The sequence below is a fragment of the Mesorhizobium sp. WSM4846 genome, assembly GCF_055811415.1.
In genome coordinates this window covers 1-23,514 of record NZ_JBVVPZ010000067.1, presented here as the reverse complement: position 1 = coordinate 23,514, position 23,514 = coordinate 1, and the positions used below count along the sequence as shown (strand labels likewise).

At 63.7% G+C, this 23,514-nt stretch carries 26 protein-coding genes; 10 read left to right on the top strand and 16 right to left on the bottom strand.

Annotated features, from left to right (window positions below):
* Nucleotides 1–68 precede the first annotated feature (68 nt).
* A complete protein-coding gene (gene epmA / locus AC0L15_RS31735; RefSeq protein ID WP_473498225.1) occupies nucleotides 69–1,112 on the bottom strand; it encodes an EF-P lysine aminoacylase EpmA in 1,044 nt (347 codons plus the stop codon).
* 129 nt (nucleotides 1,113–1,241) lie between these two features.
* Here epmA and efp point away from each other — a divergent pair, with 129 nt between their 5' ends.
* Complete coding sequence (gene efp, locus AC0L15_RS31730) at nucleotides 1,242–1,808, top strand: elongation factor P (protein ID WP_287249590.1); 567 nt, start codon at nucleotides 1,242–1,244, stop codon at nucleotides 1,806–1,808.
* Between the two features lie 283 nt (nucleotides 1,809–2,091).
* Here the strand turns inward: efp and AC0L15_RS31725 are convergent, their stop codons facing one another.
* The 3 genes from AC0L15_RS31725 to AC0L15_RS31715 all read right to left on the bottom strand — a co-directional run bounded on the left by AC0L15_RS31725 (nucleotide 2,092) and on the right by AC0L15_RS31715 (nucleotide 3,573).
* A complete protein-coding gene (locus AC0L15_RS31725; protein ID WP_419693923.1) occupies nucleotides 2,092–2,364 on the bottom strand; it encodes a hypothetical protein in 273 nt (90 codons plus the stop codon).
* A 106-nt stretch (nucleotides 2,365–2,470) separates the two neighbouring features.
* The gene (locus tag AC0L15_RS31720; RefSeq protein ID WP_287068775.1) at nucleotides 2,471–3,070 is read right to left on the bottom strand and encodes a DUF6456 domain-containing protein; all 600 of its coding nucleotides are present in this window, start codon (nucleotides 3,068–3,070) and stop codon (nucleotides 2,471–2,473) included.
* A gap of 110 nt (nucleotides 3,071–3,180) precedes the next feature.
* Nucleotides 3,181–3,573, bottom strand: a complete 393-nt coding sequence (locus AC0L15_RS31715; RefSeq protein ID WP_287249588.1) for a hypothetical protein — start codon at nucleotides 3,571–3,573, stop codon at nucleotides 3,181–3,183.
* 361 nt (nucleotides 3,574–3,934) lie between these two features.
* Here AC0L15_RS31715 and AC0L15_RS31710 point away from each other — a divergent pair, with 361 nt between their 5' ends.
* On the top strand, nucleotides 3,935–4,630 hold the full coding sequence (locus tag AC0L15_RS31710) for an XRE family transcriptional regulator (RefSeq protein ID WP_077382554.1): 696 nt from the start codon (nucleotides 3,935–3,937) through the stop codon (nucleotides 4,628–4,630).
* 282 nt (nucleotides 4,631–4,912) lie between these two features.
* Here the strand turns inward: AC0L15_RS31710 and AC0L15_RS31705 are convergent, their stop codons facing one another.
* Complete coding sequence (locus AC0L15_RS31705; protein WP_287068828.1) at nucleotides 4,913–5,215, bottom strand: hypothetical protein; 303 nt, start codon at nucleotides 5,213–5,215, stop codon at nucleotides 4,913–4,915.
* 193 nt (nucleotides 5,216–5,408) lie between these two features.
* On the opposite strand from AC0L15_RS31705, the gene AC0L15_RS31700 reads away from it, so the two are divergent.
* From AC0L15_RS31700 to dinB, 3 genes are all read left to right on the top strand, one after another.
* Complete coding sequence (locus AC0L15_RS31700) at nucleotides 5,409–5,777, top strand: hypothetical protein (protein WP_473498222.1); 369 nt, start codon at nucleotides 5,409–5,411, stop codon at nucleotides 5,775–5,777.
* A 123-nt stretch (nucleotides 5,778–5,900) separates the two neighbouring features.
* Nucleotides 5,901–6,365: a GNAT family N-acetyltransferase gene (locus tag AC0L15_RS31695; protein ID WP_287249583.1), complete on the top strand. Its 465-nt coding sequence runs from the start codon at nucleotides 5,901–5,903 to the stop codon at nucleotides 6,363–6,365.
* Between the two features lie 353 nt (nucleotides 6,366–6,718).
* Nucleotides 6,719–7,960: a DNA polymerase IV gene (gene dinB / locus AC0L15_RS31690; protein ID WP_473498220.1), complete on the top strand. Its 1,242-nt coding sequence runs from the start codon at nucleotides 6,719–6,721 to the stop codon at nucleotides 7,958–7,960.
* 100 nt (nucleotides 7,961–8,060) lie between these two features.
* Here the strand turns inward: dinB and AC0L15_RS31685 are convergent, their stop codons facing one another.
* From AC0L15_RS31685 to AC0L15_RS31675, 3 genes are all read right to left on the bottom strand, one after another.
* Nucleotides 8,061–9,578 carry an FAD-dependent oxidoreductase gene (locus AC0L15_RS31685; RefSeq protein ID WP_287249579.1) on the bottom strand — a complete coding sequence of 506 codons (1,518 nt, stop codon included), beginning with the start codon at nucleotides 9,576–9,578 and terminating at the stop codon, nucleotides 8,061–8,063.
* Nucleotides 9,579–9,704: 126 nt separating this feature from the next.
* Nucleotides 9,705–10,781, bottom strand: a complete 1,077-nt coding sequence (locus AC0L15_RS31680) for a DUF2182 domain-containing protein (protein ID WP_473498217.1) — start codon at nucleotides 10,779–10,781, stop codon at nucleotides 9,705–9,707.
* An 8-nt stretch (nucleotides 10,782–10,789) separates the two neighbouring features.
* Nucleotides 10,790–11,422, bottom strand: coding sequence for a DUF1326 domain-containing protein (locus AC0L15_RS31675; protein ID WP_287249576.1), 633 nt, complete (start codon nucleotides 11,420–11,422; stop codon nucleotides 10,790–10,792).
* A 253-nt stretch (nucleotides 11,423–11,675) separates the two neighbouring features.
* On the opposite strand from AC0L15_RS31675, the gene AC0L15_RS31670 reads away from it, so the two are divergent.
* Nucleotides 11,676–12,833 (top strand): sulfite oxidase, encoded by a 1,158-nt coding sequence (locus AC0L15_RS31670; protein WP_287249575.1) that lies wholly within the window; start codon nucleotides 11,676–11,678, stop codon nucleotides 12,831–12,833.
* Between the two features lie 56 nt (nucleotides 12,834–12,889).
* Here AC0L15_RS31670 and AC0L15_RS31665 read toward each other — a convergent pair whose 3' ends face one another.
* A complete protein-coding gene (locus AC0L15_RS31665; RefSeq protein WP_473498215.1) occupies nucleotides 12,890–14,002 on the bottom strand; it encodes a DUF1330 domain-containing protein in 1,113 nt (370 codons plus the stop codon).
* Between the two features lie 202 nt (nucleotides 14,003–14,204).
* On the opposite strand from AC0L15_RS31665, the gene AC0L15_RS31660 reads away from it, so the two are divergent.
* Nucleotides 14,205–15,176 carry an AraC family transcriptional regulator gene (locus AC0L15_RS31660; RefSeq protein WP_287230043.1) on the top strand — a complete coding sequence of 324 codons (972 nt, stop codon included), beginning with the start codon at nucleotides 14,205–14,207 and terminating at the stop codon, nucleotides 15,174–15,176.
* A gap of 89 nt (nucleotides 15,177–15,265) precedes the next feature.
* On the opposite strand, the gene AC0L15_RS31655 is transcribed toward AC0L15_RS31660, so the two are convergent.
* Entirely contained in the window at nucleotides 15,266–16,156 is an 891-nt protein-coding gene (locus AC0L15_RS31655) for a sigma-70 family RNA polymerase sigma factor (RefSeq protein WP_473498213.1), read from the bottom strand.
* Nucleotides 16,157–16,175: 19 nt separating this feature from the next.
* Nucleotides 16,176–16,457 carry a hypothetical protein gene (locus AC0L15_RS31650; protein WP_287249570.1) on the bottom strand — a complete coding sequence of 94 codons (282 nt, stop codon included), beginning with the start codon at nucleotides 16,455–16,457 and terminating at the stop codon, nucleotides 16,176–16,178.
* A gap of 147 nt (nucleotides 16,458–16,604) precedes the next feature.
* On the opposite strand from AC0L15_RS31650, the gene AC0L15_RS31645 reads away from it, so the two are divergent.
* Complete coding sequence (locus tag AC0L15_RS31645; RefSeq protein ID WP_287249568.1) at nucleotides 16,605–16,970, top strand: VOC family protein; 366 nt, start codon at nucleotides 16,605–16,607, stop codon at nucleotides 16,968–16,970.
* Nucleotides 16,971–17,031: 61 nt separating this feature from the next.
* Here the strand turns inward: AC0L15_RS31645 and AC0L15_RS31640 are convergent, their stop codons facing one another.
* From AC0L15_RS31640 to AC0L15_RS31620, 5 genes are all read right to left on the bottom strand, one after another.
* Complete coding sequence (locus AC0L15_RS31640; RefSeq protein ID WP_287249566.1) at nucleotides 17,032–17,472, bottom strand: VOC family protein; 441 nt, start codon at nucleotides 17,470–17,472, stop codon at nucleotides 17,032–17,034.
* A 153-nt stretch (nucleotides 17,473–17,625) separates the two neighbouring features.
* Complete coding sequence (locus tag AC0L15_RS31635) at nucleotides 17,626–19,395, bottom strand: cation:proton antiporter domain-containing protein (RefSeq protein WP_287249564.1); 1,770 nt, start codon at nucleotides 19,393–19,395, stop codon at nucleotides 17,626–17,628.
* A 239-nt stretch (nucleotides 19,396–19,634) separates the two neighbouring features.
* Nucleotides 19,635–20,345: a HoxN/HupN/NixA family nickel/cobalt transporter gene (locus AC0L15_RS31630; RefSeq protein WP_473498212.1), complete on the bottom strand. Its 711-nt coding sequence runs from the start codon at nucleotides 20,343–20,345 to the stop codon at nucleotides 19,635–19,637.
* A gap of 39 nt (nucleotides 20,346–20,384) precedes the next feature.
* The gene (locus tag AC0L15_RS31625; RefSeq protein WP_287249562.1) at nucleotides 20,385–21,413 is read right to left on the bottom strand and encodes a cation diffusion facilitator family transporter; all 1,029 of its coding nucleotides are present in this window, start codon (nucleotides 21,411–21,413) and stop codon (nucleotides 20,385–20,387) included.
* An 8-nt stretch (nucleotides 21,414–21,421) separates the two neighbouring features.
* On the bottom strand, nucleotides 21,422–21,685 hold the full coding sequence (locus AC0L15_RS31620) for a metal-sensing transcriptional repressor (protein WP_287249560.1): 264 nt from the start codon (nucleotides 21,683–21,685) through the stop codon (nucleotides 21,422–21,424).
* A 284-nt stretch (nucleotides 21,686–21,969) separates the two neighbouring features.
* Here AC0L15_RS31620 and AC0L15_RS31615 point away from each other — a divergent pair, with 284 nt between their 5' ends.
* The gene (locus AC0L15_RS31615; protein WP_202366780.1) at nucleotides 21,970–22,185 is read left to right on the top strand and encodes a hypothetical protein; all 216 of its coding nucleotides are present in this window, start codon (nucleotides 21,970–21,972) and stop codon (nucleotides 22,183–22,185) included.
* A gap of 405 nt (nucleotides 22,186–22,590) precedes the next feature.
* A complete protein-coding gene (locus AC0L15_RS31610; protein ID WP_287249701.1) occupies nucleotides 22,591–23,361 on the top strand; it encodes a pseudouridine synthase in 771 nt (256 codons plus the stop codon).
* The last annotated feature ends 153 nt before the right edge of the window (nucleotides 23,362–23,514 follow it).

The following is a 23,514-nucleotide window of genomic DNA, read 5'->3' as shown; positions in this document are numbered from 1 at the left end:
CCCCCCAAGTGGGGGAGATGTCCGGCAGGACAGAGGGGGGCGCCGTAGAGCATAGCCCCCGCCTTCTTTCACCTCGCCACCGGCGTCCACATCACATCCTCGACCCTGCCCGCCCCCGTCGCCAGCATCACCAGCCGGTCGAAGCCGAGCGCGGCGCCGCTTGCCTGCGGCATGATGGCCAGTGCGGCGAGGAAATCCTCGTCGATCGGATAGCGTTCGCCGTAGATGCGCTGCTTCTCGTCCATTTCGAGGATGAAGCGCCGACGCTGCTCGTCGGCGTCGGTCAGCTCGCCGAACGCATTGGCCAGCTCGACGCCGCAGCAATAGAGTTCGAAGCGTTCGGCGGTCCTCGGGTCATCGGCGCCCGGCCGGGCAAGGGCTGCCTCCGAAATTGGATAGCCGTAAAGAATCGTGGCGCGCCCCTGCCCCAGCGCCGGCTCGATCTTTTCCACCATCACCCGGCTGAACAGATCGGCCCAATTGTCGTCGGGCGCGGTGCGCAAGCCCGCCTGGACCAGAGCCGCGTGCAGCGCCTCGCGATCGGTGCTGCCGTCGTTGGCGACCGTGGCCAGCAGATCGATACCGGCATAGCGGATAAAAGCCTCGGCGACGCTCAACCGCTCCGGCTCGGCGAACGGATCGGCCTCGCGGCCGCGAAAGGCGAAGCGTTTCGTGCCGGCGCGCTCGGCGGCCAGCGCGACAAGCCCGGCGCAATCCTGCATCAGGCTGTCGTAGGTCTCATCGGCCCGGTACCATTCGAGCATGGTGAAGGACGGATGGTGCAATGGGCCGCGCTCGCGGTTGCGATAGACGGCACTCAGGCTGAAGATGCGTTTCTCGCCGGCGGCGAGCAGCTTCTTGCAGGCGAATTCCGGCGAAGTGTGTAGATAGAGCGGCTGGTGCCGCCCATCCGGGCCGATCGCCTCGGTGGCGAAGGCCGACAGATGCGCCTCGTTGCCGGGCGAGACCTGCAGCGCCGCGGTCTCGACTTCGACGAAGTCGCGGCGGGCAAACCAGTCGCGCACGGCCGCGGTGATGGCGTTGCGCAGGATCAACCGCGACCGCCGGTCGGCGTGAACATCAGGCGTCCACCAGGGCGAGGCGGCGGTCATGGCGACAGGATTTGCATCGAGGACTGGCGATTGCCGCCAAGATGCGCTAGGCCCCACCGAACGGCTCCCGCAGCCGATTTGCGCCATTCGGCGCTCCCAGGCCAGTCAACGCTGTTAGGAATAAAGCCCGTGAAGGTCATCGCCAGTTCCCTACGCAAAGGCAATGTCGTCGAAAAGGACGGCAAGCTCTATGTGATCCTCTTTGCCGAAAACATCCATCCGGGCAAGGGCACGCCGGTGACCCAGCTCGACATGCGCCGCATCTCCGACGGGGTGAAGGTTTCGGAGCGCTACCGCACCACCGAGCAGGTCGAGCGCGCCTACGTCGAGGAGCGCGAGCATACCTTCCTCTACCACGACGCCGAAGGCTATCATTTCATGAACCCGGAAAGCTACGACCAGGTCGCGGTGCCGGAAAGCGTGGTCGGCGAGATGGCGCCCTATCTCAAGGAAAGCATGGCGGTGCAGATTTCGCAGTACAACGGCATCGCCATCTCGCTGGTGCTGCCGCAGCGCGCCACCTTCGAGGTGGTCGAGACCGAGCCGGTGACCAAGGGCCAGACGGCGTCCTCGTCCTACAAGCCGGCGACGCTGTCCAACGGCGTGCGCACGCTGGTTCCGCCGCACATCAGCGCCGGCACCCGCGTGGTGGTGATGACGGCCGATGGCGCCTATGTGGAGCGCGCCAAGGACTGAGAGGCATTTTTGTCGTCACTGAAGGTGTCGGCGCGATGAATGCCAAGGCGCAACTCACGCCGTTCCGCCATGCGTGCCGGTTGCGTCTCCTTCACTGAACAGTGCAGATTCAGCCAAGGATGAAACCTGCCACCAGAACCGTAAGGATCATCGACAGCGGGACGGCAAGCAGGCAGCAGGCTTCCAAGGTGTTGATTTGCCAAGAGTTCATCGGGCGCTTCCCAGTTGGTTTCCTGCCTAAACGGTCAGACCGGGATGGCAGTTCCACGAAAAATCTCCCGCGTCATTCCGTGCCACGATCATGCCGGTCGACACGAACCCCGGTCATCCAGCGGGCACGCGCCAGATGCGTCGCCCAGGCGCGGAATGCCCGTTCTGGCTCCTGCTCAGGGTCAATGTGCAGGACGGTGTGGGCGACCTCACGCCAATCGGCGCTGTCCGCCGAAGCATCGAGCAGCCGGATGTAAGTCAGCATGCAGTGCTCGTCATATGCGGTCAGCGCCGAAGACGTCGGCGCCGTATCTGCGAAATGAGCGTTTTGCGGCATCTTTGGCATTGAGATCTACCAGCAATGGCGCAGCGTAACAGGCCGTTGGGAAACCCGCGCCCTTCAATTGGAGGACGCTGGCCAAAACGCATTGCCAAACGCCCCGTTTGCCCCTTCACCGCGGCCGCCGCATCAGCATCATGCCGTAATGCACCGCCAGCAAGTCCAGCCCGATTTTGAGCAGTTTCGACAGCACATCCCGCGGCTCGCCAGTCTGTTCGGCCAGGCTCTTCACAGTTTCGCCGGCGCAGCAGACTTTTTGCACCACGACCGACACCTCCCAATGCGCAAGCGCCCTGGTGGCGTCGGCATAGGCGCGGCCGGCGGACAGGATGCGGTCGGCAACGCCGCCGCCGATGCGTCCGCCGTCGACGCGCTCGGTCAGCGCCATCGGCTTGACGCCGTCCTGTGCCGAGACGCGAAAATCCTCGCGGTAGCGCATGCCCGCCTCGCGCTGCTGGCGTGACAGCGAGGTGATGCCGGTCAGCGGGTCGACATTGCGCACCCGCACAATGCCGCCGGTCGCGGTGTGGCCGCTATTGGACACCTCATAGACGCGCCTCGCCTCCAGCGTGCCGGTCGCCAGCCGCTTGCGGCCGAAGGCATCGTCCTTCAGCGCGAAATCATGGCCGACCTGCGTGCGGATACGCACCTGCTCGGCCTCATCAGTGGGTAATTTGGGCGGCTTGGCCTTTTGGGCGGTCTTCTTGCTCATCTGTGGCTCCTCGTTTCATCGCTGCCTTCGCAGAACCTGGGCTCCTCCGCGCGGCGGGGGCGAGGAACCGGGCCGCCGTGCTTGGCGAGAAGACTCTCGACCGAGGCCGCTCACGCTGCGTCCGCGAGAGCCGTACGGCGATGGTCGCAGAACCGCGCCGCGTGATAGGCGCAGTAGCTTTTCAGCGGCCGCGTGCGCAAGCCGCAACACAGCATCGCCAGTGCCGGCCGGCTGCCGGGCGCGTCGTTTTCGGGGTTTTGCTCGAGCGTCAGGTCGAGCGGTGCGCGGCAGCGGTTGAAGAGGCAGTCGATGAAGCGCATGGCCGCGACATGCGGCTGGCGCCCGACGGCGGCAGCGGCGCGCGGCGACGGCAGCTTGAGGGCCTCGCCGTCCGGCCCTTGGATCTCGCGCACCAACGGGCGCTGCGGCAGCCAGACCGGCGGCGCCAGCCTGGCCGGCGTGCGGGCGATGCTTTGCGATACTGTATCGGTGTAGGCGGGCATGGCGTTGGTCCATTGAAAGGTTGCGTAAATGCCGAAGCTGCGCCCCGCTCCCCGTTGACGCCCGTTGACGGGGAGAGGATCCCGGCAAGCAGGTGAGGGGCGGCGCGGCGGCGCCGAAATTCGGGGCCGGAGCCGTGAGGGGACGGCTCCGGCCGTTCCGGTCGCCGCCGCTGACGGCAGGGCGACCGGATCCGAGGCGCGAGCCTCGGGCTTCGTCCCGGCCGGGGAGGAGGACAGCCGGGACGGATGGGAAAGCGAGATGGAGCGTGGCTTGTGCATGGCTATATATAAGCATAACTCAAAAAATTATGCAAGCCATTCTTTCATGGACGAAACCGATTCTTATGTTTCAGATGGCGCCATGGCGAAAACCTCATTGTCGATCAAGGTCGGGGCGGCGATCCGCAAGGCGCGCAAGCAGCGCGGCTTGGTGATGCGCCATATTGCCGAGCACAACGACACCGACGTCGCCGCTGTCGGCAATTGGGAAACCGGCCGCAACCTGCCGAAAACCGAGAACCTTTTGAAGACCGCCGCCTTCCTGCGCGTCGACCCGGTGGCGCTCGGCAAGGGCGAGGTCGTCTTCCTCGACGACGCCGACAATGTCGCCGACGCCGAGATCGTCACCGACGCCGCCCCCCTGCCCGCCGGCCCGATGGACATCGAGCTTCTGGGTGCCGCGGTCGGCGGCGACGACGGTGACTTCACCTTCAACGGCGAGGTCGCCGGCTATGTCCAGCGCCCGCCCGGCATCGCCCATCTGCGCAAGGTGTTCGCGCTGCACGTGCTCTCAGACTCGATGGTGCCGCGCTACGAGCCCGGCGAGATGCTCTATTGCGGCGGCCGCGACGCTGTGCCCGGCGACCACGTAGTGATCGAGATGTTTCCCGAGGAAAACGAGCGCAACGGCAAGGCCTTCATCAAAAAGCTGGTCAAGCGGACCGCCGCCGAGCTGGTCGTCGAGCAGTACAATCCGCCGAAGACGCTGACCTTCAACCGCTACGCGATAAAACACGTCTGGCGCGTCATCCCGCTCAAGGAACTGTTGGGTTACTAGGGCGGCGGCGCGCGCCTTCTTCCCCTGCAACGGCATCGCCGGCAGGGGCAATAGGGATTCTTGCGAAGATGACCCCCACCCTAACCCTCCCCACAAGGGGGAGGGAATGCTGCCGCGCCTTTACTTCCCTTAGCGCCGAGTCAGGCAATCTGCCGAGGTCAGCGCCAACGGAGTCTCCCTCCCCCTTGTGGGGAGGGGCTAGGGGTGGGGGTACATCGTAGAGCGTAAGCCTCGAAAGCCTCGGCTTCCCATGCGATTCTCCTGCCCCGCAAGCGGGCGCCATCAAGCCCGCCTGGATCTTTCCAGCGGAACCTCGCGCTCGCCAAGCATCCGCGCCTCGGCGCGGCGCTGCTGCCGCTCGTTGATGAACGCCGCCTGGATCGAGACGGCCGCGCCCGGCAGGCCGTCGGCGCGACAGGCCGAGCAGCGAAGCCGCCCCGACAGCGCCGCCAGCGGCGTCTGCGCGGTCACCCCGAAACGCCTCAGCTCCGCCGGCTTCCACCATCTGTTTCGACCGCAATCGATACACTCGACCGCTATCGAGACGACCTCGGCGATCGTTGCTTCCTTGCCCGGCAATGCCATCGTCCCTGATGCCTCAGTTCCTGTTTTGTTCACATCATTAGGGGTTTTTCCCGAAGAGTCGAGTCGGTTCCGCTCAACCCGTGAAAAAGTTTAACTTGTGCCAATTTTTGAGTTATGCTTCCATGTGATATCCCAGATGAATGGGCGGCGGGACCGGGTCTCCGTCGCGCCGCCGCCAGCCAAGGAGACGAAAATGGACGCCCTCTCCGCCCAGTTCGCCCGCGATTGCGGCTATAGCGGCGACAGCCCGGCCATGCTCGCCGCATTCGCCGCTATCCGCCTCGACGGCATCGGCCGGGCGCGCCTCGGCCATGGCCAGCGCAAGGCGCTGGTCGACCGGCTGAAGCTCGGCGAGGCCTTGTTCCTGGCGGCGATCCGCCCGGCGCAATCGGCCGAGGAGGCGCTCGAGGACGCCGCCCGCTTCATTGCCTGTTATCGCAACATGCCGCGCTGGCGCCAGGAAAGGCGCGGCGCCGATCTCGCCCGCGCCAGGCAGCAGATCCTGCTGGCGCGCTTCTTCCGCCGCTACAGCCACCGCCTCTGGTCACGGCAGGCGGCGTAAGGTGGAGGTCGGCGAGGCCGGCGCCGCGAATGCCTGGCGCCGGTCGCCCCGCACCACGACGCGCCTGTCGCGCATGGCTGGACCGCACTTGCCGTCACCAAATCCAAACCGTATGTCCACTCGATGAGCGAGATCAAATTCCGTCGCGCGCAAGCGCCCGATCTGCCGGCAATTGTCGCACTGCTCGCCGACGACGCGCTCGGCGCCGGCCGCGAAGACCCGTCGACGCCGCTCGTGCCGTCCTACCTCGATGCCTTCCGAGCAATCGATGCCGATCCCAACCAGCTGCTGGCCGTGGCCGTGGCCGTGGAAGCCGGACAGGTGGTCGGAACCCTGCAGCTCAGCTTCATTCCAGGGATATCGAGGAAAGGCGCCTGGCGCGGACAGATCGAAGGCGTTCGCGTCGCGCGGCAATGGCGGTCTCGCGGCGTCGGCAAGCAGATGATCGAATGGGCGGTTGCGGAATGCCGTTCGCGCAACTGCAGCTTCGTTCAGCTCACGACCGACAAGAGCCGACAGAAGGCGCACGCTTTCTACGAGGCCCTCGGTTTCACCGCCAGCCATCTCGGCTATAAGATGGGGTTGTAGCGCTCGATCGGCTGATTGCCGAAGTCGGCGCTGGCCCTCATCCGCCTGCCGGCACCTTCTCCCCGTATAGTGACGGTCGAAGGTGCTGGCCGCAGCGTCGGCACCCGTTTCTGCAACGCTGGAGATTGGCGAAACCATCCATGAGAGCGTCCCTTCCCCCCCGTCGCCATACGTCCCTATACGGGGAGAAGTGCCCGGCAGGGCGATGAGGGGCAGCGCAAACCTGAAGCGATTGCCCTGCGCCCTGCCCTCCATACTCCTTGACAATCCGCCCCATTTGTTCTCTTTATGTTCCACAAAAACCCACCCTCAAGATAATGCGGCGTTCGAACCGCCGCGGGCGGACGGGCCGGATGGACGCCAACATCCTCCACGCTGATCTGGACGCCTTCTATGCCTCGGTCGAACAGTTGCTCGACCCCGCCCTGCGCGGCATGCCGATCGCCGTCGGCGGCGGCGTCGTGCTTGCCGCGTCCTACGAGGCCAAGGCTTTTGGCGTGCGTGGCGGCATGCCGGGGCGGCTCGCGCGGGAACTCTGCCCAGGGCTGATTTTCGTCGGCGGCCATTTCAAGGATTATCAGCGGCTCGGCGATGCGGCTATTCAAGTGCTCGGCGATTTCACGCCGGTGGTCGAGCGGATCTCCATCGACGAGGCCTTTGCCGACGTCGCCGGCTGCACCCATCTGTTCGGCCCGCCGGCCGAGATCGCGACAACCATCCGCCGCCGCGTGCGGGCCGAGCTTGGCTTGCCGATCTCGGTCGGCGTGGCGCGCACCAAGCACCTGGCCAAGATCGCCTCGCAGGTGGCCAAACCCGACGGGCTGGTGGTGGTCGATCCGCGCCACGAGTTGGAGTTCCTTCACGATCTGCCGGTCGAGCTGATGTGGGGCGTCGGTCCGGTCACCAGGGAGCGGCTCGCCGGCATAGGTGTGCGCACCATCGGCGAGTTGGCGAAGACCAATGGTGGGGCGCTGGAGCGTCTGCTCGGCCCGGCGGCGGGCGAAAAACTCAACGCGCTGGCCTGGAACCGCGATCCGCGCAAAGTCGAGACGCAGCGCCGGGCGCGATCGGCCGGCGCGCAATCGGCACTCGGCAGGAAGCCGGCCGAGGCAAAAATCTTCGTTCCCACCCTGCTGCATCTGGCCGATAGGGTCGCCACCAGGCTGCGGGCGAAATCGCGGCCCGGCCGCACGGTGACGGTCCGCGTCCGCTTTGCCGATCTGCGCTCGGTGACGCGCTCGATCACGCTCGACCAGCCGATTTCGGCAACCGCGATGCTGGCCGAGATCGCCGAGACGCTGGTGCGCAAGGTGCTTGTCGATCATCCGCACGAAAAGACCATCTCGCTGCTGGCGATCGCCGTGTCGCATCTGGAAAAGCAACCGGCCCTGCAGCTGGAACTGCCGCTCGGCCTCGACGACGACAGCCGCCGCCCCGGCACCAGCAAGGGCGCGGCACGCTGGACCGTCGACCGCGCCATCGACAAGATCCGCGACCGTTTTGGCTGGGAGGCGGTCGGCTATGCCTCGGTCACCCTCGGGCAATCGCGCTCGGTCCCCGACGCGTTTCGCGAGCTGGCCGAAAAGGAACTGTAAGGGAGTAGGGGAGTAGGGGAATAGGGAAATTGGCCCCTACTGCCCTACTGCCCTACTGCCCTACTGCCCTACTGCCCTACTGCCCTACTGCCCTACTGCCCTACTGCCCTCCCAGCGGCGCCACCGCCGGTCCGTTCAAAGCCGTGCCATCGATTGCAAAATGCGAGCCGTGGCAGGGGCAGTCCCAGCAGCGCTCGAGGGAGTTCCAGTGTACATGGCAGCCGATATGCGTGCATGCGGCCGAGCGCTTGTAGAGCGTGCCGTCGTCATCGCGAAATGCGGCGATCTTGCTGAGCCCTTCGCGGACGATGGCACCTTCTCCCGGTCGCAGCTTATCGACGGAATCGATCTCGCCAGGCGCGATATATTCGGCAAAACTCTTGATCGCCGTCGCATTCTCCGACAGGTAATCGCCGATCGCGCCTGCCGTCTTGCGCGACGGCTCGTAGAGTTCGCGCCAGGGACTTTCCTCCTTCAGAATCAGGTCTGAAAGCAACAGGCCGGCGACAACGCCATGGGTAATGCCCTGGCCGGAATCCCCGGTCGCCACAAAGACGCGGCTGTCGCCAGGATTGCGGCCGATGAACCCCGCATAATCGACGGTCTCCATCACCTGCCCGGACCACCGGTTGATTTCCACGCCGACATCGGGCACCAGCCTTTTGGTCCAGGCCGTCAGGGCCGCGAAACGGTCACCGGCATCATCGGCCTGTCCTGTCTTGTGGTCTTCACCTCCGACGATCAGGAAGTCGGTCCGACCGTCGCCAGGCTGAAGCCGAACGTAGTGATAAGGGTCTTCAGTATCCCAATACAGCGCATCCGGTATGGTATCGCGCGCGATCTCGAACGACATCGCGTAGGTTCGATAGGGCGCTTGCTTGGTGTGAAGCGCGACCCGATCGTTGATCGGCGAGTTGGTGGCGACAACGGCCGATCTGGCAGACACGGTAGAGCCTGAAACCGTGGTTACGCGCACGCCGCCATCAGTCTCCTCGACCTTTTCGACGATGGTATCGGCATAAAGCACGCCGCCGCGCGCGCGGATGGCCGCGGCCAGCCCGCGGAGATATTTGAGCGGGTGGAAGGTCGCCTGATTGGCGTATCGAAGGGCCTGCACATCCGAAAAGCCTGCAAATGGCACGCCCCTGGTCTTCTCGACCTCGACACCGATCTTCAGAGCGGCGTCCAGTTCGCGCGTGATATCGGATTCCTGGCTGCCGGAAGCCGGAAAGAGAAAGCCATCAAGGCGCCGGAAATCGCAAGCGATACGCTCGGTCTCCCGGATGGATTGGATACGGTCGATAGCGGCCGATTGGCTTTGGTAAAAAATCCGCGCCAGGTCCTCGCCGCGCAATTTGGTCAGCTCCGAAAAATAGTCGTCGCAGACAGATGACAGGTGCGCAGTGGTGCGAGCCGTCATGCCGCTTCCGATCCGGCCGCGATCGAGGACAGCCACCTTTTGCCCGGCGACGGCCAGTTCGTAGGCGACCGACAGTCCGGCAATCCCAGACCCGACGACCACGACATCGACCTGTTCGCTTTGCCCAAGCGGCACCGCATCGGGCACGACTTCGGTCGCCGCCCAGAGCGATACAGTCCTTTCATCGCTGACATTCATCGGCTGAACCTCCCATCCACGATATTCGGTAAACGGAAGCGAGGATTCAAAGTTCCTCGACGCCTTTGAATGCCAACGGAGGCGGCCCTGGTCGTCAGAGGCTGTTTGGAAAGTCGCTCCGGCGAGTCATATGGTGGTGGTTTCGAGAACCGGAGCGGAGCGGACATTTGGGTCCGTGAGCCCGCATGACCCGAAATCGGAAAGGATCATGCGCAAAATCAAAAGTGCTACAGCGTCCTTTGCGCGTCCCAAGGACGCGCGGCGCTGTAGGTAAGCGCAGAAAACGCCATCAGATGGCCGCCGGAGTAGAGTTTCCAAACAGTCTCTCAGACCAAAAGCGTTGCGCCGCCCCATGCGATCAGGGCGATGCCAGCTGCCCGGCCAACCCACGGGCCGGCAGGAAACAGTTTTTCCACCAGCACCAGAATGGCGAGCGCGGCGATCCACACCAGGTTCATTATGCCACCCACGAACAACAGCGCCAATCAGCATCCAGCAGCATCCGACACAAAACGCCCCGTGCAATGCGCCGAGACGCAGCGCGCCAGTTGCGTGCGGACGCCAGTGTCGGGCAAGGAACGCTGTCGGTGCCCGGCAATGCGACAGGCAGGCGTTCTTGAGCGGCGAGAGCTGATAGAGGCCCGCGGCGATCAGGACGATGGCTGAAAGCCAGCGGCTCTGCGAGCTCATCATCGTCGCGGAAACGAACGCTTCGCGTTCGAGCAGCCAATGCACCGCGGTCGCCGCGACGGAGAACCCCAGCCAGACCAGGAGGTAGCCTGCCATAAATACGCCGGTCGGCGCGAGCTTGTCCTGGATCTGGTCCTGTGCGAGCGCATGGCGATGCACGCGCGCATAGAGCAGGATGGTCGGCGCCGCACTCGGCGACATCATGGCGATCATCATGACCCACCACATGGCGATCATCAGCGCCCAGTTCGCGCCCCCCCAGACCCGCGGTTCCGTCGCCATCGCGCTCATGTCCATGCCGGACATGCCAGACATATCCATACCGGGCATATCGGATGTCGGAGTTTGCAGGTGGGGGAATAGCGCGAGCCTCGACATCTCCCACGCATTCATGCCGAGCCCTGCGCCGGCGGCGATGTAAAGCCAGGCCAGCAGGCACAGCGCCACCACGCCCGCAATCGTGATGACGCGGTCGCGCCTGAGCAGCCGTTCCAGTGGCGACCCGCCGTTCATGCGCCGCGTCAGGCCCGCACCACCCCGTGATTGTTGAGATGCAGCCGCGCGAACTGGCCGTAGCTGTCTTTAGTGGTGACCTGAACCGGCCCGCTGGTTGTGCTCGAAGCGCTGCCGATCTCGGCGACCGCATATTCGAAGCCGTTCGGCAACACGATCTGGGCGCGCGAGTCCGCGCCCGTCACCTTGTTGCGGATTGGTTCGCCGACCGTTTCGATGTAGTCCTTGACGAAGATGCGGCCCCTGCGGCCGTCGACATCGAGGTCGACATCGATCCTGGTGAAGACCGGCTCATTCATTTTTGTCACGGTCGAGGCGTAGACGGCGAACATCGTCGCGAACGGATCGGTGTCCTGGCCGGTCATGATGCGCAGCAGCGCGTCACGCTGCCGCTCGGTTGCCTTCTCGTCGACGGAAGCGATGGCTTCGCCGTTGCCCTCGTGGATCGCCCCGGGCCATTTGAAGATCGCGGCGATGCGCAGGCCGTCGAGAACGGTCTCGCCATGATGACCTTCATCGATCTGGATGCCGGCCACGGCATGGCAATGGCCCTTGTCGGGCAGCGCATTGAATTGACAGTTGCAGCCATATTCGCAGGTGCAATTGACGAGTTCGCGTCCCTTGATTTCCCAAGACGTCATGCTGTCCTCCCTAATCTAGAAATATTAGACCATCATCATAACCTGGACTCTTCCCTCTCAAAGGCGCACCCTTAAAAGGCGAAACCCAAGCGAGAGTTTCGTCCAAGGCTTCACATGTTTGAGATGCGCCGCTGATTGCCTGACCTGTCCGGATAATCTCCGGGTGTGGCAAACGCTCATTGCGCCTATCCGTGTTCAGGCTGCGGCCCAAGGTACGTGCAGCCTGTTTCCGGATCAACTGGGAGGAAACAACATGCCTGATATTCAACGCAGAGAACTTCTCGTTCAGGGAAGTGCTGCCCTTGCCGCAATTGCTGCTCTCTATACCTCGCGTCGGGCTTACGCTTTTCCAACACGGGCGAGCGAGGAGGTTATTCGGTGGCTGGACCAGCCGACCGAAAATCCCGATCCGGTCGGCATCCAGAAGCAGCTTGTCTGGGAGGATCTGGATAGCTGGATAACGCCAAACGACAAGTTCTTCAGCATCTCGCATTTCAATCGACCAACGATCGACGAGAAGACATGGTCGATGGAGATCGGCGGCCTGGTCAAGAAGCCCTTGAAACTGACTCTCGCCGACATCAAGGCGCGGCCGCGCCAGGAGGTCGTTTTCACAGTGGAATGCTCGGGCAACCACGGTTTTCCGTTTTTTACCGGCGGCATCGGCAATGCCCGCTGGGCAGGGACGCCGCTCGCCCCGATCCTCGAGGAAGCCGGCGTTCTGGAAGATGGCATCGAGGTCGTCTTTTTCGGCACTGACACCGGCGAGGTCGCCATCCGCGACGTCAAGATGCAGCAGAACTTCGCGCGCAGCATGTCGCTTGCCGAAGCGACGAACCCAGACAATCTGCTCTGCTATGAAATGAACGGAGCCGCCTTGCCGGCGGCCAATGGTTTTCCGCTGCGGCTGATTGCTCCGGGCTGGTATGGCATCGCCAACGTCAAGTGGCTGGAGCGCATCGAAGTGCGCGACACCCGCTTCATGAGCCTTCTGATGGCCCGTGACTATGTCACCATCCGGGAGGAAGAGCGCAATGGCGAGACCGTGTGGACCGAGGACTCAGTCGGACGAGCGCTGATAAAGTCCGCGCCCGCGAAGGTCACCCGCAAGGACTCGGACTACCGCATCATTGGGGCAGCCTGGGGGGCACCGATCGATCGGGTCGAAGTGCAAATCGATCAAGCGCCATGGGCACCGGCGACCATCGACCGCAGCGAGGAGGCCGAACACGCCTGGAAGATCTGGTCCCTGGATTGGCCAAGTCCGTCGCCTGGAGAACACACGGTGACCTCGCGCGCGGTCAGCACCACGGGACAGGTTCAACCGGCAATGGACGATCCCTTGATTGCCAAGAAACACACATACTGGGAAAGCAATGGCCAGGTGACGCGCCGCGTGCGTGTCGTTTGATAGACTTTGCGGGAAGGTGAAGCAGGCAGCGCCTGATCGCAGGCTGGTCGCCAGCGTCAGTCCTTGGATGCCGTGATGACGAGCGCCGGCATGTCGAAAGCGACGGCGCCGGCTGCTGTCACGTAAGGCATAAGTGCCCGCTCGGCCTCCTCCAGAAGCCGCTTGAACTGCTCGTTGTCCAAAAGCCCGCCCAACGTCCAGATGCAGGCTCTTTCAGTCGAGATCAGCGTCTCGATCGAGGCAAAACGGACCGTTCCGCGGTGCCGCTTCACTTCGGCACGCTCTATGCCTGCCTTCGCGCAGAGCGAGCGCAGCAACTCCGCATCGCCGAGCACAAAGGGCGCCCGGAACGCGTTGGCAACGTCGCTTCCAAACAGCCGATCAAGCATATCCGCCACTGCGGCATAGCCGGGCGACTGGTCGAGCGAGTCGCAGACCGCGACGGCCAGCCGGCCGCCGGACTTGACCACGCGCATCATTTCCCGCAGTCCGGCTGCTCGATCGTCGAAGAACATCAGGCCGAACTGGCTGACTGCGGCGTCGAAGCTTTCATCCGGGAAAGGTATCTGCTCGGCGCGCCCTTCTCGCCACTCGATGCGAGTGCTTTTGCGGCGGGCAACGCAAAGCATATCGGGATTGGGGTCAAGCCCGACCACCTTGCCCTCCGCGCCAACGCGGTCGAGGGCTGCGAGCGCCAGCACACCCGTACCGCAGGCAATGTCGATCACGCAGTCGCCCCTCCCTATTCCCGCCTCGGCGGCGACGATAGGCCCCCATTGTCGGAACAGCGCTGGAACGAACAGTGAGTCGTAGATTTCAGCCGGAGTTTTCGATGTCTTGCCTCGACGGGTCTGGGCTGCCGCTTGCTCCGATCCCGGCGTTGCACCTTCAAGGAACACTGCGTTGGATCGGGTTCCGGCGACGCGAAGCGCCTTCAGCGGCTCGTATTCGGGCGATGAATACCAGCGCCGGGCATGCTCCCCGTCGGCAAATTCGACGATGACCGGATAGTCCGGCTGCCAGTCTCCTTCGACAAGGTCGGATTTCCCGCCCAGCACCAGATAGCGCCCTCCATACTGTTCAACCGTTGCAAAGACCCCTGCCAGATACTGCTCGACCTTGGCCTGGTCGGTGATTTCACGCACGTCGAAGAAGCAATAGGTAGACATGGCCGACCTCCGTTGATCGCATGGACTCCACGGGATGCGCGGTGGATATGCTGTTCGGCGCATAGTAGACTTGGCCATGGGCACGCTCCATGACCCAGCGTCTCGATCGCTTGCCGCAGCGTCCGTTCTGGCGCGATCGCCTGGGCGGCCACCGGAAGAGGTCGTTGCCGATGCCGCATCTTCGGCCGCGCCGGACAAGGATGTGCTTTCGGACGTGCTGCGCGTGGTAAAGCTCACCGGCGCGCTTTTCTTCTGGGTCGATGCCTCTTCGCCCTGGAGCGTGGAAGTGCCGCGGGCGGATTCATTTGCCCATCTCATCCTGCCGCACGCCCAACACGTGATTTCCTACCACATCATCACCCAAGGATCGGGCTCGGTCAGCATCGGTGACGATCCGCCGATGGAGTTTGCCGAAGGCGACATACTCGTGATCCCGCATGAGGATTCGTACGCGATGTGCAGTGCGCCCGGAGTGCGATCAGGTTTGAGCCCGGAAGATTCGCTCGATTTCTTTCGCGCCATGGCGGCCGGACAACTGCCCTTCGTGGTCAACGAAGGTGGCGACGGCCTCCTCCTGACCAGATATGTCTGCGGTTTCCTTGGTTGCGATGCACGGCCGTTCAATCCTCTGCTCGGGGCCCTTCCTCCGCTGATACGCATCCGGCGCGCGGCCGGCGCACCGAGCGATCTGCTCGACCGGCTGATCGAGCTGACGTTGGCAGAGGTGTCCGTTCAACGGCCAGGCGCTGAATGCATCCGCCTGCGCCTTAGCGAGCTGATGTTCGTTGAGGTCGTTCGCCGCTATCTCGAGGCACTGCCACCGGAGCAGACCGGCTGGCTGGCCGGCTTGCGCGACCCCGCCGTCGGCCGGGCCGTTGCGCTCGTCCACGAGAATCCGGCGCGTGGCTGGACAATTGAAGAACTCGCACGCGAAACCGGCGTCTCGCGGTCCGTCCTCGCGGCCCGCTTCACGCGTCTCGTCGGCTGCCCACCGATGCAGTATCTCACGCGATGGCGCGTACAGCTGGCCGCACGACTGCTCACTGATGGGCTCGCCAAAGTCTCGGCAGTTGGGCGTGATGTCGGCTACGAGTCCGAAGCGGCCTTCAGCCGGAGCTTCAAGAAGCTCGCGGGCGTCTCGCCGGCTGGCTGGCGCGACGGCCGGCGCGGATAGCGTGCGGCCGGTGGCCAATTTGAGGAACACAACATGCCCCGACAGACGACGCCTTCACGCCCCATCTCCGCACAATTTCCAGCCTCCCCCTACCCCTCCATCGTGCTGATCTCGGCATCGATCAGGCACCAGGGCGCATAACGAAAATCGCGGATCTGGACGACCCGCTCGTCCCGCCATTCGACCAGCATGAAGCCGCGCACCGCGCCGTCCGGCTCCTGCGGGTTGCGGGTCAGGATCGCCGGCCTGCCGTCGACAAAACCCGGCGACAGCGCCCAGTCGCTGATGCGCTCGTAATTGCCGAAATAGGTCGACACTTCAGCCTTGCCGCGCATGCGGAGGCGGCTGACCAATTCGAGCTGGACATCCTCGGCGATCAGCGCCCTGACCGCGTCGAAATCGCGCGCGTTGAACAGATCGACATAGCGGCGCAGCCGTCGCTCGTCATTGGCGTCGAGCCTGGGTGCGGCGATGTGCTCAGGCTGCGACGCCAGCAGGCGCAGCTGCGCCCGCCCGCGATGCAGCGCCGCCTCGGTGGCGGCCAGCGTCGCGCCGGTCACCTCGCAGGTCTCGTGCAGCGAAAGGCCGAGCACGTCGACCAGGATCACGGCGCTGCGCTGCGCCACCGAGAGCTGCATGAAGCTGCGCAGGCCGGCCGCCGCGGCGAGCCTTGAGTCGGCGCTGCCGGAAGGATCCTCGATCGTGGTCATGCCGGTCTCGGTCATGCGCGACCTTTCCCGATGGCGCCGGCGCAGATGGTCCTGCGCGGCATTATGAGCGATGCGAAACAGCCATTGCTCGGGCCGCTCGACCGTCATGCTGCCGTCGACCGCCTGCAGCGCCTTGATCAGCGTCTCCTGCACGATGTCTTCGCCGTCGATCACCGAGCCGGCCATGCGGGCGCAGTAGCGGTGCAGTTTCGGGCGCAACCCGGAGAGCATCGCCTCAAGCGCCGGCCGATCGAATTTCCGTAGGATCATGGCGTCCATTCTATCCGGCCTAGTTGCCGATGATTTTGGCAGGCGATCGCTTCACCGGCGTCGAGCGCCGTTCCGCGTGGTTTTGCGTGAACGCCTCGAACGCCGCAAGCCCGGTCAGCGCGGATGTGTCATTTCCCTCGCCGACGACATGGACGAACTCGCCGTCGTCGAGTTCGAGCACGAGATAGCGCACGCTCTGCGGCGCCGTCTCATCCAGCGCCTCGAAGACTTTTGCCACCAGCGCGCGGTTCTCTTCCAGCCCGGTGTCTTTCACGCTGTAGCGAATGAGTTTGTAGCCCATGGTTCGTCTCCTGAATGGTTGGTCTGAGCAGAAGACGTTTCGCGTTCCCGAAAAGATTCTCGCACGCTATAAATTTTTCGGCCGCCCGGATCGTCTTCCACCTGCGGACGGCTACGCAGCAGCCATCGAGGAGCAGGAGCGACGACCATGCACATCCAGTTTGCCGAACTGCCGGTATTCGACCAGGACCGCGCCAAGGCGTTCTACACCAGGCATTTCGCCTGCAAGGTGACGGCCGACGAGAAGATGGGCGATAGCGGTTGGCGCTGGATTGAGCTGAAATTTCCCGGCGCCGTGACGAACCTGCATTTTGCGAGGCGCGCCGACGACACGCCAGGCGCGGAGCCGGTGCTGGTGCTGGTCGATGACGATGTCGAGGCCACGATCGCCGCGTTGAAGGCGGGCGGCGTCGAGATCATCACCGAACCGCAGGAGGCGCCCTGGCAGCCAGGCCGCACGGTGGCGGAATTTCGCGACAGCGAGGGCAACCGCATGGTGATCGGCAGCCAGTGAGCGGGTGCAGCCGGAGGGCGGGCATCTGAATGGGTCGTGCGTCCGGGCGGAAAACGGCCACTCAAGCAGCCCCGGCCTTGTGCGCCAAAGCATGCCTTGGCTGGTAGAGGCCAAGCGAGCCGCCACTGGGAAGCGAGACATGCGTGAGCAGGCCCCAGCCTTCATCGGTGACCGAAGTGCATTCAACATCGTGCGATTTCAGCTCTTGGACCGTAGCATTGATGTCTTCGCACATGAGATAGACTTCGTGGCTGTCGACTTCGGCGGCCGGGTGAACGGCAATCTCGGCCGGCGGCAATGCGAAGATCAACCAGCCTTCGCCAGCATCGACTGCTGGAAACCGTAGAACATTGCGAAAAAATGCGCGGTCTGCCTCGGCATCCGTGCTGTAGATGATCATGTGTGCGCCGGAAATCATGGCTCCTATCTCCCTGAAAGTGATGCGAACAAACAAACTATTGCCGTCGCAAACGACGTTTTCGGCGCTACCGCCCGTCGACACAGCCGCTCGATATCGGCAAGCTTCAGTTGGATATAGGTCGGCCGGCCGTGATTGCAGGTGCCGGAACCCGGCGTTGCTTCATAGATCGGCGCCTGCCAGACCTCACGCTATCAGCGGAAGAAGCTGGACATGCTGTTCGCGCACCTGCCGCCATTACCCGGCCATCGGCTTTGAGTCGACCTGGCGCGCGTTTGCGCTCTGGTCTGCGACCGGGGCGGCTGGGGCATCGATCCGGCTCAGAATGTGATCCGAGATGCCGCGCGCGATCTCCCGCTCGCCCATGATGATCAGGTCGGCGCCGAACTTCTTGAGGTAATCCACTTCGGCATCGGAATGCGCGCGGGCGATGATCTCGAGCCTTGGATTGATGGCATGGGCTTGCTCGATGAGATTGCCGCTCTCGAACGGATTGGGAATGGCGCTGATCAACCACCGGGCTGAGGCAACGTTGGCCGCCTCAAGCAGGCCCGGCTGGGTGACATTTCCCGCAATGACATCAACGCCGCGGACGCGCAGCTGTTCTACTATCGCTTGGCGTTCCTCGATCACCAGGTAAGGCTGCCTTGCCTTTTGCAACGTCTCCGCGACCAGGCTTCCGACCCGTCCATGGCCGACAAGCACCGCGTGGTCTGTCAGGCTGGTAGCCGCGAGTTCGGGCGGTTCGGCTCTGCCTTCTTGCGTGGCGATGGTTCGCTCTCGTGCTTTCAGCCACGGCGTCAGTCGATCCAACGCCGCAAACAGCAGCGGGTTGACGAGGATCGAAAGGATGGCTCCAGCAAGCACCAGGTCACGTCCAGCCTCTGGAAGAAGCGCGAGTTCGACACCCAGTCCCGCCAGGATGAAGGAGAACTCGCCGATTTGTGCCAGGCTCAGGCCGAGTGTCAGGGCCACGTAGGACGGATAGCCGAACATCAATGCGATAGCCGATGCGGCCGTGGCATTGCCAATGACGATGATCAGAAATGTCACGCCGACGAGCAGCGGCTGCTCGACCAGGATCATCGGGTTGAACAGCATGCCGACGGAGACGAAGAAAAGCACGGCAAATGCGTCGCGCAGCGGCAGCGTTTCCTGAGCGGCCCTTTGGCTCAACTGGGATTCGGCAAGGATCATTCCTGCGAAAAACGCCCCAAGAGCAAACGAGACGCCGAACAGCTCGGCTGCCCCGAAAGCGACACCAAGGGCAATTGCCAGCACGGCCAAACGGAAAAGCTCTCGCGAACCGGTGTGAGCAACGTAGTGAAGGATCGGCGGAATGACACGTCGCCCGACGACAACCATGATCGCGAAGAAAGCCGCCAATTTGCCCAGCGTAAGCCCGAGCGCGCTCCAGATGGTCTGCGGCTCAAACAATTTGAACAGGTCATTGCCGTTAAGGTTTGCCCCGTTGACATTGCCACCGAGCACGCCGGCGAAGGCCGGCAACAGCACGAGCGCGAGGATCATGGCGAGGTCTTCTACGACCAGCCAGCCGACTGCGATGCGTCCGCCATCGGTTTCGAGCTGCCGCATTTCCTGCAGCGCCCGTAGAACCACGACTGTACTTGCAACCGACAGGGCCAGCCCAAACACCACTCCGGCTCCGACCGGCCAGCCGATCGCCTGCGTCACGAGGAGCCCGAGCATGGTCACCAGAGCCATTTGACCGACAGCGCCGGGAAGCGCGATCTTTCTTACCGACAGCAGATCGTTCAGCGAAAAATGCAGCCCTATGCCAAACATCAGCAGGATCACGCCGAGTTCGGCGAGTTGGCGCGCCAGCGCCTGGTCGGCGACGAAGCCGGGCGTGAACGGGCCAATCAAGACACCAGCAACGAGGTAGCCGACCAATGGCGACAGGCGAAGGCGGTTCGCCAACGTGCCGAGGATGAAGGCGAGTCCGAGGCCAGCGACAAGGGTTGCGATAAGTGGCGCCTGAGGCATCTTCTCAATCCGGTTTCCGGCCACGCTTGGCGCTCGGGTCAAGCGTTGCACGAGCCAGAGATAATGGACCTAGAGATAATGGACTAAGATGCGGCGGTCTCAACACCTTTCGCTAAACCCTGCCGAGGCCGTCCGTTCGGGGCAGCATGGATCCATCAGGAAAAAGACGCTCAAACAGGCAGATAGAGAGCTATCTTGATCCTATTTGTGCGGATCAGGCGCTTGATACCTGGGCATTGTCAGGAAACGACCATGATCTGCCAGACGGCAACGCCCGCAAGCGCCAGCCCGGCAGCGCCTTCGATGGTTCGGGAAATGGTTTCGAGTGGCTTGCCGGCGTTGAAACCCGTCAGACGTTGCCGAAACAGGATCGACAACACCGCGACGCAGGACAGCGTCAGCGCCGCGCCGGCCATCATGGTGACAGCGAACAGCACGCCGGCGCCGGGAACGCCTCTGGACATCGTGAAGGTCATCACGAACAGCGTCAGCGGGCACGGGATCAGACCTGCCATGACGCCGACTGCCTCGCCCTCGTGCTTGTGGTGGTGGCCGCGGCTCAAAGCGCGCCAGAGCATCCAGACACCGATCAGGCCGAGCAGCGCACGACTGATATCCTCAAAAAGCGGAGCGCGACCGACGCTGCCCAGGGCGATGGAAACCAGCGGCAGCGAGAGAACCGCAATCAGAACGGCAATCGTCACATGGGTGAAAGATAGAATTATCGATACGAGAAGGCCGCGCGAAACCTTTGCATCCGAGCCCGCGAGATATGTTGCCAGCACCGCCTTGCTGTGGCCAGGCGTCAGGGCATGCGCCGCCCCGAAGACGACGCCCATCGGCAGGAAGCCCATGAACGCCAGCCAGTCGCCTCCCGCCGAGAGCAGTTTGATCTGCTCGCCGACCGCCAGATAGATCGTTCGTTGCAACTCGACAAGAATTTGGAACATCAGCTGGGGATAACAGAAGCGAGCCGGTCGGAGCGACCGTTAGTGGCCGTCGTGCTCGCCGTGGCCATGTCCATGGCGGTGATCGGCATCCGCGTTCGCCAATCTTATATTCGCCACCGCAAGCGCCGGCATGTGCTCGAACAACTCGTGTTCCAGCGCTGCGGTGATCTTCTGCGCTTCGGAGACCGGCAGGCTTTCTTCGACGGCGATGGCAATGTCGGCGTGCAGCCTGTGACCGATCCACCGCGCCTTGGCCTCGACAATGCGCGCTGCCGGCACATGCGCGGCGGCATGGTCGATGTCGCCGATGACTTCAGGATCTATACCATCGAGCATGCGGGTCAGCACCGAGCGCGCCGACTGCCAGACGATGCCGAAGATGGCAAGCGTGATGAGCAGGCCGACAATCGGGTCGGCCAGCGCAAAACCGAGCCAGACGCCGAACGCTCCGAGGACCACGGCAAGGCTGGTCAGGCCGTCGGTGCGGGCGTGGTAGCCGTCGGCAATGAGTGCGGCGCTGTTGATTTCGCGGCCGACGCGGATGCGGAACACCGCGACGGCCTCATTGCCGAGAAAGCCGACAATGCCCGCCGCCGCCAGCCAGCCCAGATGCGTCACCACGCGTGGATTGATCAAACGGTCGATGGCCTGGTAGCCGGCGACGATGGCGCTGAACAGGATGATCCCGACGATGATCATCCCGGCCAAGTCCTCGACCCGGCCCAGGCCGTAGGTGAAGGTCGGCGACGGCTTGCGCCGGGCCAGCAGAAAGGCGATCCACAGCGGAATGGCGGTGGTGGCGTCGCCGATGTTGTGGACCGTGTCGGCCAGCAGCGCCACGCTGCCCGACAGCGCGACCACGACCATCTGCATCGCCGCGGTGATTGCCAGGATGACGAACGACCATTTTATCGCCCAGATGCCTCGGTCGGTCGTCGCAATGGTCGCATCGATGACCCCGTGGCTATGCGACCCGCTCACATGATCGTGATGGCCATGACCATGCGCGGCGTGATCGCGCGGCCCGAACCCGAACCAGTCGAGGATGCGCGCGCCGAGCACAGGCATTTGACGGCTCACAAATATTTCGCCAGTTGCTTGAGTTCCGCCAGCGAGTTGCCGCCGGCTTCCGCGGTGTGCGCCAGGCAATGCTCGATATGATCGTGGATCAGTTCGCGCTTTGCGCTGCTGATGGCGCTCTCCACGGCGTGGAGTTGCTGCGCCAGATCAACGCAAGGACGATGCGCCTCGAACATCGAGAGCACCGCCGCAAGGTGGCCCTGCGCGCGCTTCAGGCGCTTCACGATAGCCGGATGCGAACGATGGATACCTTCAGACATGACTGTTTTGTATCCTCCCCCGGAGGATCCAGTCAAATTATCTTTAGGCTCGTCTGCCGGCGAGTCCGTCACATCCGAAGAAGGACGGCCAGCCACCTCCTGCGGTTGACCGGCCGGCGGCGGCGGCCCGTATTATTTCGTGACCGTGCTGCGCTGGAACCTTCCCCTCGCACCAGCGTTCGGGGCGCTGTATTCGCGATGGCTTATATTTAGGCAACATGGCAGGCGACGGGCGAATACCGGTGGGGAGGCAAAAAAGCATGGGTCGGGAGGAGCATGTTGTCATGTCGAACCGTGAAATTGGAACGTCCCACACATTGGGGCTGCGTATCGCTGATCTCAAAGCCAGGATGCGGAGCGCCCGGATTACCGAGCACGAGATCAAAATTTTTCAGAAGGTCGCCGCTGTCATGGGAGGAGGTGAAGGCTCCCTGCGGATCGATGCCGACGACCTGATTGCCGCATCTTTCGTTGTCGAGGACGAGCCCAGGGCAAACTGACGATCGTGGCGCCCCCGGCGATCAGCGTCGGGGCGCGTGCGAGGCTCGAAATGTTGGCGCTCTACGGCGCCCCCCTCTGTCCTGCCGGACATCTCCCCCACAAGGAGGGAGATCGGCAGCTTTGCCAACCGCGCCTCTTTTTCAAAGTTGGGCGATTGGCGGAACCAGTGATAACGGCCGATCTCCCCCCTTTGGGGGAGATGTCCGGCAGGACAGAGGGGGGCGCTGTCCCGCCAACTTTGCCATGATGTCCGGAGGCGACCTGTCGCAACGGAGGGCCGCAGCTCACACGTCCGGATACTCCTATCGAGAAATCCAGATATCCACCCCGGCGGCTTTCTGTTAGCAAATATTCACCTCAGGTGGCGGGGAAGACCTGACTTGCCGGAACGATCACGCAAAACTATGGCGCCACGGCCGAACGCCGGCTGGCCACGCCCCTCGCCTAGCGCCGGAGCCAGTCCGCCAGGCGTCAGCCTTTGCCGTGCGCTGTCAAAGCTCGGCCTGTGCTCGCGCAAGCAGGCGGAAATTCTGGTCGCCGAAGGGCGCGTCCGGGTCGCCGGCAAAATCGTGCGCAACGGCTCGCTGCGCGTCGATCCCGGCCGCGACCGCATCGAGGTCGACGGCAGCCGCGTCGTCGCCGAGCGCAAGGTCTATCTGATGATCAACAAGCCGCGCGGCCTGGTCACCACCCGCAACGACCCGCAGGACCGCGGCACCGTCTACGACTGCCTGGCAGAGCTCGACCTGCCCTTCGTGTCGCCGGTCGGCCGCCTCGACAAGGCCAGCGAGGGCCTGCTCTTGATGACCAACGACACGCGTTTCGCCCAGCGCCTGCTCGACCCCGCCTCGCACGTCGCCAAGATCTATCACGTCCAGATCGGCGCCCTGCCCGACGCGGCCCTGCTGGCGCGGTTGCGCGCCGGCGCCACGGTCGATGGCGAAGATTTGACGGCGCGGTCGATCGACATCCTGCGCAGCGGCGCCAGCACCGCCTGGCTGGAAATCACACTCGACGAGGGCCGCAACCGCCACATCCGCCGGCTGCTCGGCGCGCACGAGGTCGAGGTGCTTCGCCTGGTGCGGGTGGCGATCGGCCGCTTGCAGCTCGGCGACCTCGCCAAGGGCAAGGCCCGCCACCTCACGGCCGAAGAACTGGCGCTGTTTCAAGGCTGAGCGAAGGCGCCGAAGCGCCCGGCAAAGCGGAACGGCAAGCCCATCGCTTCAGGTTGGCGCTGCCCCTCACCTGCCTGCCGGTGTCCAGTTGATAGATGGGTAACACTTTGAACCGGATACATGGGTTACAGTTTTCCCCCTGTCGTGGGGGGG

Excerpts from the sequence above, each read along its gene's own strand:
- epmA (WP_473498225.1), bottom strand. The coding sequence starts at position 1,112 with ATGACCGCCGCCTCGCCCTGGTGGACGCCTGATGTTCACGCCGACCGG.
- AC0L15_RS31725 (WP_419693923.1), bottom strand. The coding sequence starts at position 2,364 with ATGCCAAAGATGCCGCAAAACGCTCATTTCGCAGATACGGCGCCGACG.
- AC0L15_RS31720 (WP_287068775.1), bottom strand. The coding sequence starts at position 3,070 with ATGAGCAAGAAGACCGCCCAAAAGGCCAAGCCGCCCAAATTACCCACT.
- AC0L15_RS31715 (WP_287249588.1), bottom strand. The coding sequence starts at position 3,573 with ATGCCCGCCTACACCGATACAGTATCGCAAAGCATCGCCCGCACGCCG.
- AC0L15_RS31710 (WP_077382554.1), top strand. The coding sequence starts at position 3,935 with ATGGCGAAAACCTCATTGTCGATCAAGGTCGGGGCGGCGATCCGCAAG.
- AC0L15_RS31705 (WP_287068828.1), bottom strand. The coding sequence starts at position 5,215 with ATGGCATTGCCGGGCAAGGAAGCAACGATCGCCGAGGTCGTCTCGATA.
- AC0L15_RS31700 (WP_473498222.1), top strand. The coding sequence starts at position 5,409 with ATGGACGCCCTCTCCGCCCAGTTCGCCCGCGATTGCGGCTATAGCGGC.
- AC0L15_RS31695 (WP_287249583.1), top strand. The coding sequence starts at position 5,901 with ATGAGCGAGATCAAATTCCGTCGCGCGCAAGCGCCCGATCTGCCGGCA.
- dinB (WP_473498220.1), top strand. The coding sequence starts at position 6,719 with ATGGACGCCAACATCCTCCACGCTGATCTGGACGCCTTCTATGCCTCG.
- AC0L15_RS31685 (WP_287249579.1), bottom strand. The coding sequence starts at position 9,578 with ATGAATGTCAGCGATGAAAGGACTGTATCGCTCTGGGCGGCGACCGAA.
- AC0L15_RS31680 (WP_473498217.1), bottom strand. The coding sequence starts at position 10,781 with ATGAACGGCGGGTCGCCACTGGAACGGCTGCTCAGGCGCGACCGCGTC.
- AC0L15_RS31675 (WP_287249576.1), bottom strand. The coding sequence starts at position 11,422 with ATGACGTCTTGGGAAATCAAGGGACGCGAACTCGTCAATTGCACCTGC.
- AC0L15_RS31670 (WP_287249575.1), top strand. The coding sequence starts at position 11,676 with ATGCCTGATATTCAACGCAGAGAACTTCTCGTTCAGGGAAGTGCTGCC.
- AC0L15_RS31665 (WP_473498215.1), bottom strand. The coding sequence starts at position 14,002 with ATGTCTACCTATTGCTTCTTCGACGTGCGTGAAATCACCGACCAGGCC.
- AC0L15_RS31655 (WP_473498213.1), bottom strand. The coding sequence starts at position 16,156 with ATGATCCTACGGAAATTCGATCGGCCGGCGCTTGAGGCGATGCTCTCC.
- AC0L15_RS31650 (WP_287249570.1), bottom strand. The coding sequence starts at position 16,457 with ATGGGCTACAAACTCATTCGCTACAGCGTGAAAGACACCGGGCTGGAA.
- AC0L15_RS31645 (WP_287249568.1), top strand. The coding sequence starts at position 16,605 with ATGCACATCCAGTTTGCCGAACTGCCGGTATTCGACCAGGACCGCGCC.
- AC0L15_RS31635 (WP_287249564.1), bottom strand. The coding sequence starts at position 19,395 with ATGCCTCAGGCGCCACTTATCGCAACCCTTGTCGCTGGCCTCGGACTC.
- AC0L15_RS31630 (WP_473498212.1), bottom strand. The coding sequence starts at position 20,345 with ATGTTCCAAATTCTTGTCGAGTTGCAACGAACGATCTATCTGGCGGTC.
- AC0L15_RS31625 (WP_287249562.1), bottom strand. The coding sequence starts at position 21,413 with ATGCCTGTGCTCGGCGCGCGCATCCTCGACTGGTTCGGGTTCGGGCCG.
- AC0L15_RS31620 (WP_287249560.1), bottom strand. The coding sequence starts at position 21,685 with ATGTCTGAAGGTATCCATCGTTCGCATCCGGCTATCGTGAAGCGCCTG.
- AC0L15_RS31615 (WP_202366780.1), top strand. The coding sequence starts at position 21,970 with ATGTCGAACCGTGAAATTGGAACGTCCCACACATTGGGGCTGCGTATC.
- AC0L15_RS31610 (WP_287249701.1), top strand. The coding sequence starts at position 22,591 with ATGGCGCCACGGCCGAACGCCGGCTGGCCACGCCCCTCGCCTAGCGCC.